Source organism: Bradyrhizobium sp. Ec3.3, assembly GCF_000472925.1.
Taxonomy (GTDB): domain Bacteria; phylum Pseudomonadota; class Alphaproteobacteria; order Rhizobiales; family Xanthobacteraceae; genus Bradyrhizobium.
This window is the reverse complement of record NZ_AXAS01000037.1, coordinates 333-18783: the sequence shown is the minus strand read 5'-3', so window position 1 is coordinate 18783 and position 18451 is coordinate 333. Positions and strand designations below refer to the sequence as shown.

Here is an 18451-nt window from a genome sequence, read left to right as displayed (position 1 = left end):
CTTAATCACGGCTCTTGCCCCCGCGTGCTCGGCGCTTTGTCGCGGCTCTCTCCGGACGCAGCAAATCGTGATTGAGCTCGCAGATCGTCTCGATCGCCTCCTTCAGCTTTTGATAATTGTCGAGCCAGCGGCGAACCTCGGGAACCCGTTCGCGGCGCACACTGATTTGCCGGGTTCGTCCACCGGCGTAGCTCACCGTCAGCACGAAGACCTGGTGCCCTTCGCCGCGCGCGCATTTCGGGCAATCTTTGGTATGTCGGACAGTACGCTCCAGCAGCGAGCCACGCAGAATCTCGCCGGTGACCGGCAATTTGCTGGCCAGCTTCTGGCGGGCCCGGAGAGCTTGCGCGCGTTTCATCCGCAAGAATGCATCAGCAGCAGCGACCAACGTCAACTGCAATTCCGTCCGACCTTGCAGTTTTCAGCCCACCGGCCGATTCTATTCAAAGGCGAACCAGACCGAATTTTGCGCCGGAAAGTAACTAGGAGCGGCTAGTTGTTTGGATTTTCGAAGTTGCCCCCTCGTGGCTGCTACCTCGTACAACATCATCTCGGTGTACACGCTGCCTCGTGCGTTTGCCACGCGGACGCGGGAGAGCCCTCAAATACGTGCGTGCGGGAGCTGCGGCTCGTTATTCTCATGAGCAGCTGCGGATTCGATGTATGCATCCCGCTCTCCACTGCATGAGCCATTGAACGATAAGAGAACCTTCCGCTACTCGGAAATCATCCCTGCCCTTATCGGCTCTCGCGGTCGCAGGCGTCTGGAGAGCCGACACTGGGGGGCGCATCAAGCACGTCCAGTCTGTACTGGTCACGTCGCCGAAACCGTGATTCTAGCGCGGCATAGGCGAACCCAAAGCTAGCAAAGAAGATGGAAAGCAAAATGAAGAGGAGAGCAACCCCCTCCTTTCCCCACATGCATTGTGAGAACGTCATAAATCGCCACCTTCCTAGGTCGGTATCACCTATGGTGCGATCTACAACTTGACGTAACGTGCGATTCAAGCTCCATCGAGCTCTGAGTCAGAATATTGCGGAGGCGATGCGTTGACCGACTGGGCCGCCTCAGATTTCCCACGCAACTTGATTCATGAGCGGACACATTGTCAGAATGCACGGGCGATGTGTGCCGGAGCTGGCGCACTTTCTTCCTGACAACCTGCGCCGGACGCTTCAACCATCCCTTTTCTCCTGCGCCGTCTGCTCGCGTCCCAAGATGTCAGGGCTGACCGCGTCGTGTTAGCTCCGTATCCACCGGCTAATGTCACGATCAATACGTTAACCCGGACAGCTAGGCCCATTTCACCTAGAAGCAAAGCCTGTCATGGCGTACTTCAGCCTTTATGTTCGCGCGAGCGCCAAAAGGCATAAATCCGCTCCCTGCGCGTCGACCACAAGCGCCGTTCGATCTTCTTGCGAGATCATGGCGCTACTGCCAGCTCGAACACAAACAGACGGATGGTTTTTGAACCAACGTTCCTCAGACCGTGCGCTCCGCCTGGGCTGTTGCGGATCAGATCGCCAGCGCGGACAGGAAAGACATCGCCGTCTCTCCACATTTCACCATGCCCATCAAGAACGAGATAGAACTCCTCCTCATTCGGCTTATGCCGATGCCGTCCAATGGACGAGCCGGGAGGGACTTCTGCGTAATCAACAAAATTGCACGAGCCTGCAAAATTGCCCGGTACAGCAATGCGACGGGAAAATACATCCCCTTCCCCGCAGTGGGCGCACTCTCGCTCGAGAGGCAGTTCGAACAAATTGCAGCGATCAAATGTCTTTGGGAAAAGATCAGGGTCAGGCATGACGACCTTCTCAAACCGCATCGCTTTATCTTAGTGTTGAATATGTCATACTACCGGGATGTCAAGCCGAGGGCAAAATCGTCGCCGTGACGGCGGTTCGGTTTTGAAGTGACCGCAACCCTCGGAATCGTGTTACGGTTATCGAGTTCGGGTTTGTTTCATCTTCATGGTCTTGCCGGCTCCGACCGCATGGGCGAGATGCGTCGATCCGGCCGAGACAATGCGCCAGATACCGCGCTTCTGGTGCCCATAAGGAACAAAGGCGCCAGAGGCACCCGGAAGCTTCAGGTGGGAGCCGTCGAAGGCTCTTGGCGCGATGTTGTTGAAGCGATCGTTATAGACCCTGGCCAGGCGATCGGTGCGATCCGGATCGGACCAGATCCAGCGCTGGAAGGCGTCCTTGATCTTTTGGAGCTTTGCTTTCGCGGCCTCGGTGTCGACGACATTGAGCACGCGCCGCTCGCTCATCTCCTCCTTGATGGTGTCGAAGATCTGCGGCACCCTGCTGTTGAGCGCGTCGGCGAGCAACTCGCCGGCGTGCCAGCGGTCGGTGCCACATTCCGACGTACCGCCGCCATCCATGCGAGCTGACGTGCCTCCACGGTCCACGACGCCAGTTCTGGCATGTGATGGATCCTGATCTCGGCATCCATCGTCTGCTTGACGAAGGCGACGACATCGGCGGCCGGAATCCATGTCATTCGGCCCTTTAATTGCGGAACTGATGTCAAGTGATCTCTCCTTTTTTCTTGACGGTGGTAGCGCTCGACCTATCGGAGCCCGCCATATTGCGTAGACAGGGCGAGCGCGGGTGGTGACGTGATGCCGCCCCGGTAGCCGTTTGGCGTCATTGGGCCTGATGCCGTCGCTGGGCTCATGATCCTTTCCGAGGTCGCAAGGCGCCCCATGTGATGTCCGGGGCGGACGCCTCAACGTCTGCAGCGGAGTACGGTCGAGCCGCTACCAGCCGAATGAACGAGGTCGTCACAACCAACAACCACCGTCCCAGCGGTGCCGATCAGATAGCCACCGCTAGATAATGAGCTCGGCCACCCCATGCCGCGCCGGGCGTGGCGAACTTCGAGAATTTATCTTTTCTCAAATGTTTGCCGCGTCCTTCCAGCACTGGCGGCAACGTTAGTGCCAGTCCCGCGGGGGTCCCAGATGAGGACATATCTGAGCTCGTATCTCTCGAAGCTATTCGCGGGGGATCTGGCGGCTTTCGGCAGCCCTGCGACCGGGCGCTCAGGCGACTTGAACGCCTTCACCCCGCCCGCCGCCACGTAGTCCTTCACCGTGTGATGACTGCAGCACAGCTGGCGCGCAATCCGCTTCAGACCCCACCCGCACGCCCTCTGGCGCAACTTCTCCGCCACGTCATCCGGCGTCTTCATCACCTGCCCCGCGGATCACTCCACGACGAGCCTTCCGTGATTCGTTCCTCGTTCATTCACTCTCTCCTCGGCTATCCTAGGAGGGGGCAATTCCTCATGACGCCGAGGGGGCAACTTTCCATGGCGCGCGTCCATCGCGATCGGGTTCGCTTGCCACTTTGGGGCTCCGCCTACCAAAACTTGCAGGTGCTGAAGCTCTCGAGAGCTGATCAACTGAAGCAGGATTTATGCACGACGTAGCGCTTGGTCGTTCTGTCGCAGAGCGTATGCCCAGCCGCCGACCCAAATACTTCGGTGGCGCCTGCGTGTCGTTGAGGAGCGGCTTGATTGGACGGAGTCTATTTTAAGCGACTTGGAGATCGGTATCAATGATCTCCAACATCTGCGATCTCCTGTCGTTGTACCATGCAAGCTGTGGGGCCGTCGGGTTGCGTCCGGCTGCTGTCCCACAATAGGTCCGACAGTGATGGCTGACACCTTCTCTCCATTCTGCCTCTCCATTCTGCGTGTCGACAAACAAGCGCCAGGAAGTGTGCTTGGCGCTGGTGCCAAGCCCTTCATCAAAGTCGGAAAACACTCACATCGTGTCAACCTGTTCGCGGCGGTATTCGAAGCCATGCAAGGAATCCGCGCGAACTCAATCCTAGCAGTCACTGAAGCGTGCCGGTTGCACGCGGGAACTTGTCAGATCCACAGCCGATTGTCCGAACGACGGCACTTGCCGGATCACGCGGCACATCCACCTCAAGGAGCATCCAAGGCACCTTCGCTCGCAGCTGTCGGAGCGCACCACCATCGGAGGACCCTTGGTGACAATGCTCATTTCTCGGGCGACTGACCGAAAGACTCGTCAAGTTAGAGGACTACTAGGAGATCGACATGAAACCTTCGCTGGCCGTTTCGCCGACTGAACATCCCGACGTCGCTGCGCCGGAGCTTGAACTATCGCTTGGAGCGAGCCGCTCTTGGCGCTTTGTAGTCGACCTGTTTGAGGATGTCACTTCAGCCTCTTTCACGCGATGGATCAAGACTCATCTGAACGACCATCGTATCCTCGTCGTTATGACGCCAACCGTTTATCGCCTTTATTCGCAACAGCTCAGCGCTTGTTGGTCGGTGCTAGACGTCGAGCCGCGTGTGTTCGTGCTGGCATGCACAGAAACAACAAAATCTATTGATGCTGTCATGGCTGTCTGTCGTCAGGCCCAAGAAGCGGATATCGATCGCCGCGGTGTTCTTGTTTCGATCGGCGGCGGCGTGTGCTCCGACATCGTTGGTCTCGCCGCTTCTCTTCTGCGACGGGGTATATCTCATGTGCGGATTCCGACCACCCTAATCGGGCAGGTGGACGCGGGCATCGGACTCAAGGGCGGTGTCAACTTTGGCGTCCTCAAGAGCTACATCGGTTGCTTTTACCCGCCGAAAGCGGTCGCTGTCATTCCGACGTTCCTTAGAACCCTCAGCGAAGATGGCATCCTCCAGGGCATCGCCGAGATCGTGAAGCTTGCGTGCGTTTGTGATAGTGCGTTGTTCGAGGATGTTGAGGCGACGGTCACCGATCTGACGCGAACGCGATTTCAAGAGCCAGAGGCTGTCGCAAAGAAGGTTCTGAGGCGGTCGATTTCGGGAATGCTTACTCAGCTCAGCGAGAACCCTTTTGAGACGGTAACATTGGAGCGTGCGGTCGACTTTGGTCACACCTTAAGCCATCCATTGGAAGCAGCGACAGGTTACCAACTGCATCACGGTTTCGCCGTCGCAATTGACATTGCGTTTAGCGCAATTCTGGCGTCGCGATTGTCGTTGATAACAGAGCGGGAGGCGCTGCGCATTGTTCACCTGCTCACTAACGCGGGGCTGCCGATCTATCATGCAAAACTGGACGGATCACTGGTCGAGGGCGCGTTTGACGCCACAAAAAAACACAGAAATGGCGCGCTCAACTTAGTGGTGCCCACCGGGATTGGCCGGCACACTTTTGTAAAGGACACCAATTGCCTCTCGATGTCGCTCATTGGAGAAACGATTGAGTATCTACAAAAGGCGTCTCACACCACAGCGAGACTGCCAGTGGACGACGCAATCAGGAATCAGCACGAAAATGCTCGAAACGCGCTCCGCCTCTGAGGATACGGCTAGGTCAACGTGGCAGTTTGGACGGATCTTGCATGTGGGCTTGCAGGGCAGATTCATCAGAGCGATCATCGTCTCTCTCCCATAACGCTCGTGGATCGCTGCGTTACTGCACTCAGTCCGTGAACTCCAGGTCAAACCTGTTTGGGCCGGTCGATTTGGTGCTAAAAATGAGGGTCTTTCCCGATACTGCGATCAGGCTGCCGGAGGCGAATTTGACGAGCGCTCGTCCAGATGTCGCGATGCCGGAAGGAATACAGTCTTTCATCACGAGGGTGCCCTCGATTCGACGAGTTGCGTCACCGCTAATCCGCCGCTGGTTCAGTGGATCCCCCCCACCGAAAAAGTCGGATGTCTGAGGGCCGTCGGCTTCGCCGATGACCATCGCGCTATACACCGCGCCCATCAACATACCGTAAGTTCCAAGGCACGTGTATTGCTGGCTGACCAGGGCATGCCCGCTCCGGTCGCCTATTTGGTCCTGGTCAGGCAAACCGAACACGTTGCATTCGTACCGTCCGATCGTCTCAGGAAGCATGATCCCGCTTGTGCCCATCGTGACACCGCTAGCGCCGATCAGAGCCACAACAGAACAAACACACGTCGCCAGAACACGTGTCCGACGTGGGTTCTCGATTTTTTTCAGATCGGGGATTTGTCAGCAATGGATGTCCTCCCTGTTTTTGTTTCACGATACGCTTCTCCGTCATTCCACAATTGCGCGGGATGGACGCCTGCAAAACCTCGAGGTATCAGCACAAATCTCTCCCTCAGGTCATGCTTCCCGGCATGAAGCAGCGGACGATCGGATGACCGTCCATATACATGGGCCAAACCATTGTACGCCCGACCAGGTTGGGTGCGGTGATCACGCGATCTTCGGGAACGTCGACCCATTCACCCTCGATCCGCACGCGGTAATGTCCGTCCTTGCTCTCCGAATCGACGTCGGCGATAAACCTGCCGTCGGCTTCGGCGCAGCATTGTTCGCCATTCTTGCTGCGCAGGCTCTCGAACCACGCCTTCATGGGCGAGTTCACATACTGGCCTTCATCGCGGCCATGCGCGGGACCTTGTCCGAACCCTACCGCGAGGAGTAGCGCAGGCATAAGAAGCTTCCTGAACATCTTAGCCGCCCTCGGCGTTAGCCGGTGCGATAGCCGCCAGTCGGCCCGTCGTGATCGACGAGCCGCTTACTTCGTAGGTCGGCGCTTCGATCGTTAATCGATTGGACATTGAGCACACCTTTCTTGAAATACGTCAGATGCAATGATCGTTCGTGTCGCCGCCAGCATCAACGATGCGCGACTGCCGCGGCCTCGCCGATCCCTTGCGTTGGCGCCGCCTTAATAGATCTCACGAAAACAATACGGGACATCGCGGGTATGTCGGCGTCAGCTCTGCCATCTTGCCCAATGAGGATGAGCCCGGCCCCGCCATTCGCAATGTTCAGAATGACCGGCTCGCCGCCCCAGGTCCTGATCGGTTCCATTCCGACGATGAGAAATTCCCCGATGGGCTGCTCGAAATACTGCAGCCGCAACTGCGCGCCTATTTCTGCCGTTGCAAGCTGGAAGCCCAGTTGCTGCGCCAGCGCATAAATTTCCGCCAGCTTCGCGGTGTCGCCTTCAAAGCCGAGTTCTGTCGCAGGTACCGCCACCAGCTCGACGTCCGTTTTGGTCGCGCTAACGGTAGCGGCGGGACGGGCGAGAATTTCCGCAGCCTGGCCGCCGCTCTTGCAACCTGCTGCATCCAATGCCCCAACAAGAGCAAACGAGCCCGCGAGGGTACCGACTTCAATTGTTTTCCAGGTCTGGATATCGGCCGCGGATGCAGTCGGAGCTTTAGGCGTGCGAACTTGCTCGGCAGTCGGAAGCTTCAGTCGATTCTGCAGGACGTCTCGCGCCGTACATTGGGCTGTGGCTTGGCTGATAAACGGGAGCAGGAGTGCAGCCCAGAGCATCACAAGAACGAGATACCGGCGACGGGGGATGGCTGCGATTCCCAAATGATCCGACACCGCAATCTCCGCTACTCAAATATCAACTGTCCAAATGCATCACTTCCAATGAATTCATTCAAACCGCATCAGCCGCGATGCGCATGTCCCAAATGAGAGGGGCCGAGATAAGAATGACCCGCGCACCGCGCCTGAACGCTATGAGCACTCAAGAGCGGCAGCATCGAAAGTATAGCACAACGCACCGGGCAACCCGCGCTTCATAGAGCGCATGAATTTATCTCCCTTCAAGGGTCTGTACGTTTTCGTACAATCGCAACTTGATATGAGATGAGCCTCTTTCCCGGTCGATGAGAATCTCGTCTTCCACAGAGACAGGCTCGCGATGCCTCCGAAGGACCGTCAACGCGGAACCCACATGCGGGTCATTCCGAAAAAACGCTTCGGCGTGAGCGGCCAAGGAAACATGATTGAGTGCATCAATGGTTTGGCCTCGCGCCCCGAGATCATTGCCCAATCGACGAAGAGCGCGAGCGTAAGCGCATGCTGTTCCTTCTGTTAGATTCCCGCGCTTAACCTCGGCCTCAAGAGCCGAGTTGATGAGGTTCTGGTCGTTATCGGACAGATGAGGATAGTTACGGTCTGAACGCGGCAGGACCCGTGCGATGGGAGCAGCACCCACATCAATTGGTCCAAGCTCACGATATCTCCTAAGGGACGTCAACGCGGAGCCAACATGAGGGACATCCGAAAAAAACTTTTGGGCGTGAGCGACCAAGGAATCGTGATCGATTGCATCAATGGCTTGCCCTCGCGCCCCGAGATGATCGCCCAATCTACGAAGAACGCTAGCGTATTTGCGTGCTGTTCCTTCTGTTAGATTCTCGCGCACAACCCTGGCCTCGAGAGCCGAGCTGATGAGGTTCTCGTCGTTATCGGACAGATGAGGATAGTCAGGGTTTGAGCGCGGTGGGCGGCCCCCTGCGATGGGAGCAGCACCGCCTTGGCGCTCCTCGGCCAAGTGCTGCTCAGAGTCCTCGTGCGCGACCTGATCTACCGCTCCTGGCGCGGCCGGCTCTGCCTGTTGTTGCAACATGGCGTCGTACGCCTGCAGCCAACCTGGATCGACTGGATCGAATGGATCGAAATTGTCTGGGCCCACGCAAATCTCCCGCGTCCGAAGCTAGATCGTAGCAAGTTCTCCACCTCAGCGCCAAAAGCGGGAGGGGGTGAATTTGATCAGGATAGGGCGACAGTCCCGCACGATCGCGGGCGATGACTTGGATCCCTGGCCGGCGCTTCAGCCAACTGCGCTGGGGTGGCTCCATTCACTGACAGGCCCACATTCGCACAGACCGTAGAATTGCGGACCTACCAAAGCTGGGTGGCGGCGATCAGGGTAAGCACACTCCGTCTCGTCCTTTTCGTCATCATCCGCTCCATCTAGCTGTTAGCTGCTCTATGTGATGGCCGGGGCCCCCTTGATCATCTCCCAGTTACTATCCAGCATAGTACCCGCCAAATAGAAACGCCGCGCAAAATGCCGGGCGTTTCTATTGGCGCTTGACGGAGCGGCCGCCTTCCAACTTAACTGAGGGCCCCAAAAACGGGCCATCTCGCTTTGTCTTTAAATGGCCGCAGCCTTCCAGATGTGATCGAGGGAGCACGCTACCCCAATTCGCTCGTTGACCCGCGCAGCAGTGCCTCCAGTTTACGCCCACCTTGCTCGATCGCCTCAGACCAATGGCCGAACCGTTCCTGCGCGACGACTTCGAACGACGGGTACCACAGTGGCTTTCCGCCAGCCTGGGCCCAATACCAGGGATAACCGCATGGCACGAAAACCACGCCGGGAACTCCGAGTGCTCCGGCGATATGAACGGCGAAGCTGTCGGGCCCAACCACGGCGTCGAGATTGGCGATCGCTGCGATCAATTCCGCGGGGCGCTCGATATGCACACCGGCATCGATCGGCAGACGCCATCGCTTCATGTCGTGGCGTTGCGCTCCACTCATCAAACTGATCGGCGTGACGGAGTGTGGAATCACAGCGGCGACCTGCTCCATCGATAGGCCGAGAGCGCCGCTCTCCCATAAGATTCCTACCAACGGCCTTGCGAACACGGCCAAAGCATCGCGCCACTTGGCGAATAGCTCGGCATCGGGACGCAGGTACGGAACGTCATCTGCAATGGTGCAGGCGTCGATCGACAGAATGCGCAATAGCGATTGCAACGGCGTAGCTGAGAGTCCAGGCCTCGGCTCGTCCATAATCACCGGCTCAGCGAGGTGGGCAAGAAGAGCCTGATAACGTGGCTCCGCGACCACATGCACATCTTGCTGGCTCGTCAGCCGGCGCAAGAGGCGAACGAGCGCTACGAACTCGAGTGCGCCGGTCGTCGAGGGGACGCTTATCGGCGTCACAGGCTCTAAGGCGGTCGGATCGGGTGACGGGAAGCGACCGAGCGTCAGTTCGAGCGTTTTCTGTAAAGACTTCGCTGCTTCATTCTCTGGCAGCGCCTGCGCGACGCGGTCGACAAGCTTGAGGGCTTCATTGAACCGGCCAACGAGTTGCAGGACACGCACCAGAGCAATCGCGGCGGAGTGGTCCGATTTTTGAGCGCGAACGAATTCCGTCAGTTGCGCAATGCCTCGGTCCATTTCACCCTTGGCAATCGTAACGCGGGCCAAGATTTCGCGGGCACCAACATGAGCCGGCGCATAGGCCAGTAACTTCTCGCAGGTCGCCTCCGCTTGCGACCAGCGCCCTGTTGCGGCGCGGCAATAAGCCAGATGCAAGAGGCCGTCTGTATCGAGTGGGGTGCGCAGATGCGCGCGTTCGGCAAGTTTGAGCGCCTCGTCGAATCGGCTTCGTTCGAGCATAAGTGCCGACAAATGGCCCAGCGCATCAGGATCGTCTGGAGCAATCTCGAGCGCACGAAGCAGGACGGTCTCAGCCGACGAAGTGTGGCCTAACGCGAACTCGATGGCTCCGAATTGAAGGAGAGCGCGCGTATTGCCTGGCTCGTTGTCGACAACGGTCTCCGTTATCGCGCGGGCATCCGTAACGTTGCCGCGGCTCAACAGGGCTCGAGCGAGCGCTAGCTTAATCGCACTGTTGCGCGGGGCGAGAGCAACCGCGCGTTCGAGGCAGATCATCGCCTCCTCAGCGCGGCCGAGCAATTGGTGGGCGATACCGAGATTGGTGATGAGGCTCGCGTGTTCGGGGTAAATGGTCGCCGCTTCAGCCAGCATATCGAACGCAAACTCGGTCTGTCGCCGCGCAAGCGCCAATGTGGCCCTTGCATTGAGCGCATCCGGATCGCTTGTGGCAGGGATCTCCTCCAGTAGCGCTTCTGCCTCCTCGATACGGCCGGCGGCAATAAACTCCTGGGCCGTTTTAACCCGGTCTTGCCAGCTCGGAGCGGACATGCCAGCGGACGGCATCGGCTACGCAACCGTGACGCGTTTGCCGTCGAGACGGAGTTCCTCGCTCAGCGCGACGACTTTGATGTGGGCTATCTCAGAAGCAATGCCAGTAACCCTAATGGCTCGGGTTTCGGTCTGCAAAACGTCGATGCGCTCAATCACCGTGGCACGGTCAACTACCTTTACGGTGAGCGACCCAGTGCTCGCTTCCTGGGGCCGCGCCGAGGATCGGACATGATCCGCCATTAACGTGTAGAGTTTACCGATCCAGGTGCCTTTATTCGCGAGTACCGAAAACAATTTGGCCTGCAGATCGACACTATCGGCGCAAAAGGAGGCGCGCTGACGCGCCGCAAGAGTGATGGTCTTGGCTTCAATCGTAATGTTGTGACCTCCAAGTAGGCCGACCACAGGACCGTTGAAAGCCGCCCGCTCGAGCACGGTCACGACAAAACGCTTGATCCACGTAGGTAGCGAGCACACCATGTCCTGTGGCTAAGGTCGGGCGAGGGATATCCGACAGCTACCGTCAGCTGTGCTGAGTGCTAGCGAATTCGACGTCCACCGCAATGCGCTGACTGACACGACACGGGCCGTGTTATGTTCGCCTTCTAGCAAGCGCTCGGCCGTCGACAAAATGTGGGCGTTTGTGGCGCGGATCGTCATCGTCATTCTTGCTCACCGGTCAGCTACAGGAAGATTGTCTGGTCCTTTTGTATGACTTCCCTCTTACCGGTGCGGGACATGGTCTCTGCTGCTCGGATGACAAGCTCGTGCTGCGCCGTGCTTAACTTGCCCTGCCTCACATGTTTTTCTGTAACGGACATGCTGGTCTTGCAGATCTTGCTGTCGCGGCCGACCACCTTCAGGTCTTCAACGGGCACGTATTTGAAACTGCTTGTCTTGAGAATTGTTTGACTACTATCTGCCGACTTGAAGTCGGGTCCAAAAACACACTTAGTCGACTTGCCGATCACTTGCTTGACGTCGTGGCCTCTGACAACGTTGAGGTTGTTGCCAACCGTGACAGATTGCGTATCGCTCAGATTAAATGAACATGATCTTGAAATCTTATAGGTGAACGCTTCTCCAAAGAAGATTGATACTTTCCTGCCCATCGTCAGCTGGGTAGCCGCGCCGCGCATACAAGTGAGTTTTGTTCCGTCGAAGAATTCCTCCGTGTTGCCCATAATCCGCTTTTCGGTGTTGCCAGTGGTTGTTTCTACTTTGTCACCCTTATTGACCAATTTGACCCGGTTCGAAGCCGTCAGGATGATGTCTGCGGACGTCACAGCGCTGCCAGCAGTGATTGACACGCCATTCTCGGCGGAGATCTCATAGATGCCCTTTGGCACCTTGTGCTGGACGTTGCCGTTCGTGACCTCCATCGTTTGGCCGCACCCGATTTTCAACAGTGCCGCGCCTTCGACATTTGTCTGGAAGTCCTTGTTGGTGAAGGCAAGTATGCCAGCGTTGTCGCTCTCATGCTCGCGGGTCACTGCCGGATCATCGTTGACTGTCGCCGTGAGACCAGTGACAAGGTTTGCCTCTTCGTCCGAATAAGAGCCGAGGCGCAGATAACTCGACTTGGTCAGAGGGGAAGAAAAAGTTTCTGGAACGCTCAGTCGCATGCTGGCATTTGGCATCGTTGAATTCCCTAATCGTTTGGCTGTAGGCGCCCTAGCGCTGCGTCACCAAGCGGATTTGAGACGTCAATATCGAAAGCCCGAAGGCATTCGGGTTGGCACCGTTGTGTTGGTTGGCATGCCCACTCTGGTTGCCGCTGACCCGCCGATTGACAAATCGTCCGATCCAGCCTTGGCGCGGCCCGGACCAATGACAAGACCAGAGATGACGCCCAGCGCCAGCCGCGCTGGCTCCATTCATCAACAGGCCCACATTCACACAGACTGTAGAATTGTCGACCTACCAAAGTTGGGCGGCAGCGAACCGCATCAAGGAGTGTAAGCTCGACCTCTATGTCGACCGCACTTCCGCGGCGACCAGCGCGCCAACACTTCGGCTGTGGTTCGGCCCGATGGCCTATGTGCTGATCCGTGCCCTGCGGCGCATCGGCCTTGCCGAAACCACCTTTGCGGACGCCACCTGCGGCACCATCCGCCTCAAGCTCCTGAGATCGGCGCACTGGTGTGCATCAGCGTCCGCCGCATCAAGATCGCCATGGCGTCGGCCTGCCCAGCCGCCAGGAGTGGGGACACGTGGCTCGCCGTCTGACCGAAGCCGCCAAGGCTCGCGCCTCGCCGGCCTGACACGCGAAGCCGCGACGCGTCCAATCGGCGACATCACCAACAAGGCCCAACGGAGACGCTCAAAATCAAATCGCCACCCGCGCCTTCAGCGCCACGGCCCCTCGTCGCCTTCGCCAGATCCTCCTATCCCCGTCGCAGAGCAATTGGCCGTTTGAGAATTACGGCTAGAACATCCGCACACCAAGGCGGATACGCTCATCATGGAATACAATCATCCGGCGGCGGGTCGCCTAAACTGCGTCGGACATCCCGTCACTTTCGTCGGAGACGAGCGCAACCCGGCCTGCCGCCGCCCATGCTCGGGCACATACCGACGAGGTTCTGAAGGAACTGGGCCTTTCCGCAGCGAGCGTCGCAGAATTGCGCCGCTAGGAAATCGTCAGTTGATCGGAAGCAGAGCTTCCCGTTGATGCCACCTTATTTCCGGGAAAAACGCAACACTCTCGATGACTAACCTCGCGAGTGTCCGTGAAGTGTCAGGAATAGCGTTTTTGAAGCCTTTTAAGTATTTTTTTCGACACGCCGCCTGGCATGGGTTGCATGGGATTGCATGACATCATGGTTGAGATCCGCACCGAACGCCTTAAGTAGGACGAGCTATGGAGCTTCGTCGGCAAGAAGCAGAAGGGGAGTTTTGGCAGTGGTTGATGAACCCGCGACATTCCCGCTTTCGACGGAGTTTCGGTTGGGAGTGGACCTAGTCAGCCAGTTGCCTGCCGACAATTGGAATACACCTAGCCCCGCCCGGAGGCCGTGGCCCACCTATTTGCCGGACGAAAGTGTATACGCGCCTGCCACTCCAAATCTAGCAATGTACGCTCGGGGTTGGCAGCACGGCGACCAACCCGCGTCGCCCGAGCTCAGGGCCGCAATGCTTTCCAATGGAGTACTGCCGAGCGCGTTTCGTCCGCAAACAAATTTCATGATCGGTCACGTGAGCTACACAGCCACGTTCGGGCTATTAGGCAGACCAGACGACATCATCGTCCGCCAAACCGAGACGTTATTGACCGGCGAACGTAGCACCAGTCTTGATACTCGGTCCCCCCCAAGATTACTGGCTCCCGATATGGAAGAGTCCATAACACTCGATGGGGACGTTCATGACTCTCTCAAGTCGGCGCGGCCTCACCTCCGGAGGCTCACGTCTGACGGGCAGGAACTCCAGGCAGTTGGCCCTTTGCCCGGCCTGATGGGGCGCCGAAAAATGAATCCTTATCCCGATGACGCCCACATCATCAATATCGACAGCTATATCAATGATGACCCGTTTTCGGTGATCAATCCCTCAGGCACCAACAGGGTCGAGGTACGCGGTACGCCTCAACTATTGCACAACTACGAAGACACTGTTGCAAGAGACCATGAACGGGCGAATGGCTTCGTCCGCATCACCATCCAGAAGCTAGAAGCCTATTTGGATCCCCGCATGCGAGAAGACGTCGAGCAAGAGGTGAGACCGGCCTTGAGCGGATATTTTGGTGTCGCGGGCACTCGCAGACAGGACCTCGCCGACATCCGGGAAATCCTCGCAAGCTATAGGAAGGTGGCCACCTATCTCAATCGCCACAAGCCAATAACACAAGGGCAGCGTTTCAAAGCGTGGTTCGTCGACGCTCCTCTATACCGGATCCGGCCGAGATCCAACGACGCCACGCTTGCTTATGTCAGGGCCGGCCCAGTGACCTGGCCGGAGTGGCGTATCGTTCCAAGATCGTTGCGGTCCCGCTCGGTGAGCTCGGGATGGTCTGGTTTGGGTCTGTTTCTGGCAGGAGGGATGGCGTTCGAGCGTGGCTCGGCGTCGTTCCGTAGCAGTGGGTCAGTTGAGGAACTGCGCGTAGAGCATGCCGGAGCACTAGCTGCGATATTCTTCGGCACCCTCACCATGGGAGTGATTGGTGGATCTTATGCCATGAATCACATCCGGCGCTTGCTCCCCGACAGCGGGATCAATCTGCATGAACGGCACTTCGCCAATTCCGACCGCCTCCGATCCGCAACCGTTGTGCATGAGGCAACACATCTGCTTTTGGGCACTGACGACCATGCCTATCTCGACGAGCCAAGCTTCCGTCGCCTATCGACAACCCAATACATGACCAACGCCGATAGTTACGGCCTGTTCGCCGAAGAGGTCAGCCGCCGATGAGCCTTCTTTGGAACGCCAGCGACAGCATTCGATCCGAATTGCACTCCGGTTGCCGCCTCATCCCGGTCGATCCATCTGAACGAGCGGCGCTCGATCTGGCGCCTGGGACGAAACATGTGCTGATCGCGTGGCGCAAGAAGGAGGGCGGCGCTTCGCCTATGACACGGCTCAGATCGAAACTCTCTTCATCGAGTTCCCCGAGCTTCCAATTCCCACCGCCGATTGGGCAGAGTTAGGCTGGACGAGGCTCGGTTTCCAGACAGGTAACCTAACCCTGTACTTCGCTTCGATTACCGCAAGCGGCCGCATCGGGGTGAGATGGGGCAGGGACTTTCTCACTTCTCTTGCTGCATCGCCGCCACGCCGAAATTTGCGTCGATGCTTCACAGACCCGCTTGTCGACGATTTCCACACTGGCACCCTCGAGATCGACTGGACTTTAAGCGTGGATCTGCAGGCTTCTGCTATCCTCGCTTCGCGGACGACAGCGTCGCCCACCGATTGACCCTTGGCTCAAAATCCGACGCAGAATATGCTCCAAACGCCTGCAAACGGTGGTTGACTGATTACGCGCTGAGTAAGTTCTGAAGGAGGGATCGACGATGACGGACAGTCCGCCGCACAAAAAGCAAAAGCACGGCTCATCCGGTAACTCTTCCGCCCAGCCAGAACCGGGCCCCTACGAAGTTGATGCGGCACTAATTGCTCTCTTCGCAAAGCAAGCCGAGGAACCCGGCTTCCACAAACGTTACGTGCTATGGAAGAGTCGCGTCGCGCGAAAGTTTAGCGGATGGCTTCGCAAGACTGGAAGGCCGCCACTGGCCGGTCGGTTGAGCCAGCTGGATGGCGATTTGCAGGCCTATACGACCGCGCTCAGCGTTTCTGACCGACGAGCTCTTGATGTAACGTTGGAACACCTTCGAGCTGTCGGTGCCGGGAGGGCGATCGAGCGTCTTACCCCCGGACCCAGGCCCTCTGACCGGCAGAATCAGCTCTTCGAAAGTGATGCGCAACTCATTTCAAGACTCGCAATAGAAACCGAAAGAGACCACAAAAAACACTACAGGGAGACGCTGGAAAGCGTAGCGAGTAGGTTCGGCGTCTGGCTTCGCCAGACTGGAAGGCAGCCAATGGCCGGTCGGTTGAGCCAGCTGGATGCCGATTTGCAGGTCTATACGAGCACCCTCAAGCCTTCTTCGCCGCAACTTCTTTCGCTGGCGTTGACATGTCTTCAAAACGTCGTTGCCGGGAGGCCGGTCGGGCATCTTATCACCAGCAGCGCTGGCCGCCCCATCAAAGCGATGTGTGCTGAGGATGAGAGGCTTATTTCCGACTTTAGGATGGCACCCTTGCCTGTGCAACCAGCCACTGTCCGCAACTACGCTTCTGCTCTACGCGGATTCAGTAATTGGCTCCAGGCGCAAAAAAGAGGTCGATAGCTAGCCGCCTGTACGACAATACGCAGACCCAGGATGCTGAACACTATAATAACCACCAGTTGCCGGCTGCGTTGGGGCACCTTCGCGAATTGTGCCGCGAGCCGGCGCAATCGAGCGCCGGGCCGGGCACTCAGTACATGGTTGTCGCGCCGGATGTGTCCACGAGCTATGAGCCGCGTCACGATGCTCAAGTTACCCCGGCCTACGCTGTGCTTCGGCCATTATCGCCTGCCGGACGTGGGGAGCTATCCTCGGCGTATGGCGGCTCGGCGGCGCCTGGCGCATCGTCGGAGGCTGCGGGATGGACAGATGACTTCGACCTCAGTGAGGGCGATCAAGAACTGATCATGTCGTTTCTAGACGATGCGGCGGCCGAAGGCGCTCCGCAGCACGGCGCGTCGCAGGTACCTCCCCCGTTTGTAAGCGGCATCGACGATGCATCGCCGCTGTGGGGTCAAGCCACCGGACGATCTTCATTTGCCGGTACTCCGGAAGCGTCATCGAGTTTCGTCGCTCGCCCGTCGGAGGCCGATTTTGGAAGTATGGTCAGTTTGGGCTGGGAGCACGGCATCCAACCGGCTCCTCCCGTGCTGATCCGTGCACTCGACACACACGGACTCCTGCCGGGGCCGTTTCGGCCGACACATCTGCGGATCCATGGTTGGCTGTATTCGGCGCAGTGGGCAGGGAGAGGAAGAAGCGAGGTCGCGACCTTAAATAATTTTGCTCGGCGCTGACATTATGCTGATTCCGCAACCTGGGTTTGAACACCAGGGACCGGTGGAGGTGCGCCCCGGAACTGTTCCATCATTTGCGGTAGCGGCATCGTCCACAGCCGGTGCATCGTCCTCCGGGCAAGGCGGTTCGCAAGCACTGCACGGCCTTCCGGACATCGGAGAGTATGTTCCCCAGGACTTTGCTCACGGCGACCAATACCTCCCAGATGCCATGCTCTGGCTACTGCGCCAATGGTCCCTCCTGCCGACCGACGTTGAGCCCACGACAACGTTTGCCATCATGAACGAGATCTACACGGCGCAGTGGTGTGATGAGAGCCTATATCTCAAGCATCACGCTCGTCGCTGAACAATGCGACTGGCTGCAAGATGTGAGTCTGTGAGCCCGGGCCTTGCAGCGCCGAAGGGCCTGCCTGCCAATAGTCTCTCGGCGATCGGCCGAGAGTGCAACAACTCAAGCCGGCGTGCGCCATGACCGGATCGATGCGCCATGGTTCATCGAGGGGCCAATCGATGGCGTGAGCTTCCGTACCTATATCGAGAAGGTTCTCCTGCCGACCCTTAGGAGAGATGGCAAGGCACGCGAGAGCGGACAGAAGCATTGAGCTATAGCCACCGCGTGGGCGGTCTAAGCACGCGGAGCGGATGGGGTATCTGCTTGGCAACGACAGGGATGTCCGCCCGCAACTCTCAGGCTGGCGACGGTGACGGACAAGTTGGGCCAGTTGGATGAGGCGTGGGACTGCGGCCATGGTCGAGGCCGCGAAGCGCGGCACCGCGTCGCGCTATGCTACCATTTCCACGTATCGGGGCTCGTGGCGGTAACAAGCACCCCGATTCCGTAGCGGCTGATGGTTACGACAGCATAGGTGTCGCCATCGTAACANTTCAGCTGGTACTCCCTGAACCGTTCCGACCAGCGCCAATAATCCCGGTTACCGCTCGACGGGAAAAACTGCTTTCGCGGCGAACCCCTGCCGGGCTCAAGACCATTGACATCGAGCTTGATCTCGTTGCCGCCGCTTCTCCACAAAACGTGCCCNTTCAGCTTTTCATTGGTCAGATTCACCACAAAGAATTCGTGCNGTCCTCCGCCCTTCATTGCTCCCNTTTNNNCNTTTNCNTNCNT

13 protein-coding genes and 2 pseudogenes are annotated in these 18451 nt (G+C 58.1%); 5 read left to right on the top strand and 10 right to left on the bottom strand.

All coding sequences use genetic code 11. The annotated features are described in order from the left end of the window. Position 1 precedes the first annotated feature (1 nt). The 3 genes and pseudogenes from YUU_RS0129855 to YUU_RS0129840 form a co-directional block, all read right to left on the bottom strand. Positions 2 to 394: a DUF6788 family protein gene (locus YUU_RS0129855; RefSeq protein ID WP_027525673.1), complete on the bottom strand. Its 393-nt coding sequence runs from the start codon at positions 392 to 394 to the stop codon at positions 2 to 4. Positions 395 to 1424: 1030 nt separating this feature from the next. After that, positions 1425 to 1832 carry a cupin domain-containing protein gene (locus YUU_RS56785; protein ID WP_084801603.1) on the bottom strand — a complete coding sequence of 136 codons (408 nt, stop codon included), beginning with the start codon at positions 1830 to 1832 and terminating at the stop codon, positions 1425 to 1427. A 138-nt stretch (positions 1833 to 1970) separates the two neighbouring features. After that, positions 1971 to 2506: pseudogene (locus tag YUU_RS0129840) on the bottom strand (lactate dehydrogenase); the annotation flags it as partial. A 1578-nt stretch (positions 2507 to 4084) separates the two neighbouring features. Here YUU_RS0129840 and YUU_RS52115 point away from each other — a divergent pair. Beyond that, positions 4085 to 5332 carry a sedoheptulose 7-phosphate cyclase gene (locus YUU_RS52115; RefSeq protein ID WP_051389943.1) on the top strand — a complete coding sequence of 416 codons (1248 nt, stop codon included), beginning with the start codon at positions 4085 to 4087 and terminating at the stop codon, positions 5330 to 5332. A 121-nt stretch (positions 5333 to 5453) separates the two neighbouring features. On the opposite strand, the gene YUU_RS0129820 is transcribed toward YUU_RS52115, so the two are convergent. The 7 genes from YUU_RS0129820 to YUU_RS0129785 form a co-directional block, all read right to left on the bottom strand. Then, positions 5454 to 5876: a hypothetical protein gene (locus tag YUU_RS0129820; RefSeq protein ID WP_156944578.1), complete on the bottom strand. Its 423-nt coding sequence runs from the start codon at positions 5874 to 5876 to the stop codon at positions 5454 to 5456. Positions 5877 to 6108: 232 nt separating this feature from the next. After that, positions 6109 to 6447 (bottom strand): hypothetical protein, encoded by a 339-nt coding sequence (locus YUU_RS52110; RefSeq protein WP_051389957.1) that lies wholly within the window; start codon positions 6445 to 6447, stop codon positions 6109 to 6111. Positions 6448 to 6632: 185 nt separating this feature from the next. Next, complete coding sequence (locus tag YUU_RS52105; protein WP_371260512.1) at positions 6633 to 7358, bottom strand: hypothetical protein; 726 nt, start codon at positions 7356 to 7358, stop codon at positions 6633 to 6635. A 217-nt stretch (positions 7359 to 7575) separates the two neighbouring features. After that, a complete protein-coding gene (locus tag YUU_RS0129800; protein WP_027525666.1) occupies positions 7576 to 8460 on the bottom strand; it encodes a hypothetical protein in 885 nt (294 codons plus the stop codon). A 506-nt stretch (positions 8461 to 8966) separates the two neighbouring features. Then, positions 8967 to 10745 carry a tetratricopeptide repeat protein gene (locus tag YUU_RS0129795; RefSeq protein ID WP_027525665.1) on the bottom strand — a complete coding sequence of 593 codons (1779 nt, stop codon included), beginning with the start codon at positions 10743 to 10745 and terminating at the stop codon, positions 8967 to 8969. 3 nt (positions 10746 to 10748) lie between these two features. After that, a complete protein-coding gene (locus tag YUU_RS0129790) occupies positions 10749 to 11174 on the bottom strand; it encodes a DUF3540 domain-containing protein (RefSeq protein ID WP_198031855.1) in 426 nt (141 codons plus the stop codon). Between the two features lie 242 nt (positions 11175 to 11416). Then, a complete protein-coding gene (locus tag YUU_RS0129785; RefSeq protein ID WP_156944577.1) occupies positions 11417 to 12373 on the bottom strand; it encodes a hypothetical protein in 957 nt (318 codons plus the stop codon). Positions 12374 to 12675: 302 nt separating this feature from the next. Here YUU_RS0129785 and YUU_RS56775 point away from each other — a divergent pair. From YUU_RS56775 to YUU_RS0129765, 4 genes and pseudogenes are all read left to right on the top strand, one after another. Continuing rightward, a pseudogene (locus YUU_RS56775) lies at positions 12676 to 12962 on the top strand (transposase); the annotation flags it as partial. A gap of 1242 nt (positions 12963 to 14204) precedes the next feature. Then, entirely contained in the window at positions 14205 to 15146 is a 942-nt protein-coding gene (locus YUU_RS60410) for a M35 family metallo-endopeptidase (protein ID WP_198031854.1), read from the top strand. A gap of 602 nt (positions 15147 to 15748) precedes the next feature. After that, entirely contained in the window at positions 15749 to 16585 is an 837-nt protein-coding gene (locus tag YUU_RS55270; protein ID WP_027525660.1) for a hypothetical protein, read from the top strand. A 741-nt stretch (positions 16586 to 17326) separates the two neighbouring features. After that, a complete protein-coding gene (locus tag YUU_RS0129765; protein WP_027525659.1) occupies positions 17327 to 17671 on the top strand; it encodes a hypothetical protein in 345 nt (114 codons plus the stop codon). Positions 17672 to 18451 lie beyond the last annotated feature (780 nt).

Bases quoted from the DNA above. Each gene is read 5' to 3' on its own strand.
- YUU_RS56785 (WP_084801603.1), bottom strand. From the start codon at position 1,832: ATGCGGTTTGAGAAGGTCGTCATGCCTGACCCTGATCTTTTCCCAAAG.
- YUU_RS0129795 (WP_027525665.1), bottom strand. From the start codon at position 10,745: ATGCCGTCCGCTGGCATGTCCGCTCCGAGCTGGCAAGACCGGGTTAAA.
- YUU_RS52110 (WP_051389957.1), bottom strand. From the start codon at position 6,447: ATGCCTGCGCTACTCCTCGCGGTAGGGTTCGGACAAGGTCCCGCGCAT.
- YUU_RS52115 (WP_051389943.1), top strand. From the start codon at position 4,085: ATGAAACCTTCGCTGGCCGTTTCGCCGACTGAACATCCCGACGTCGCT.
- YUU_RS60410 (WP_198031854.1), top strand. From the start codon at position 14,205: ATGAATCCTTATCCCGATGACGCCCACATCATCAATATCGACAGCTAT.
- YUU_RS0129820 (WP_156944578.1), bottom strand. From the start codon at position 5,876: ATGCTTCCTGAGACGATCGGACGGTACGAATGCAACGTGTTCGGTTTG.
- YUU_RS0129765 (WP_027525659.1), top strand. From the start codon at position 17,327: ATGCTGATTCCGCAACCTGGGTTTGAACACCAGGGACCGGTGGAGGTG.
- YUU_RS0129785 (WP_156944577.1), bottom strand. From the start codon at position 12,373: ATGCCAAATGCCAGCATGCGACTGAGCGTTCCAGAAACTTTTTCTTCC.
- YUU_RS55270 (WP_027525660.1), top strand. From the start codon at position 15,749: ATGACGGACAGTCCGCCGCACAAAAAGCAAAAGCACGGCTCATCCGGT.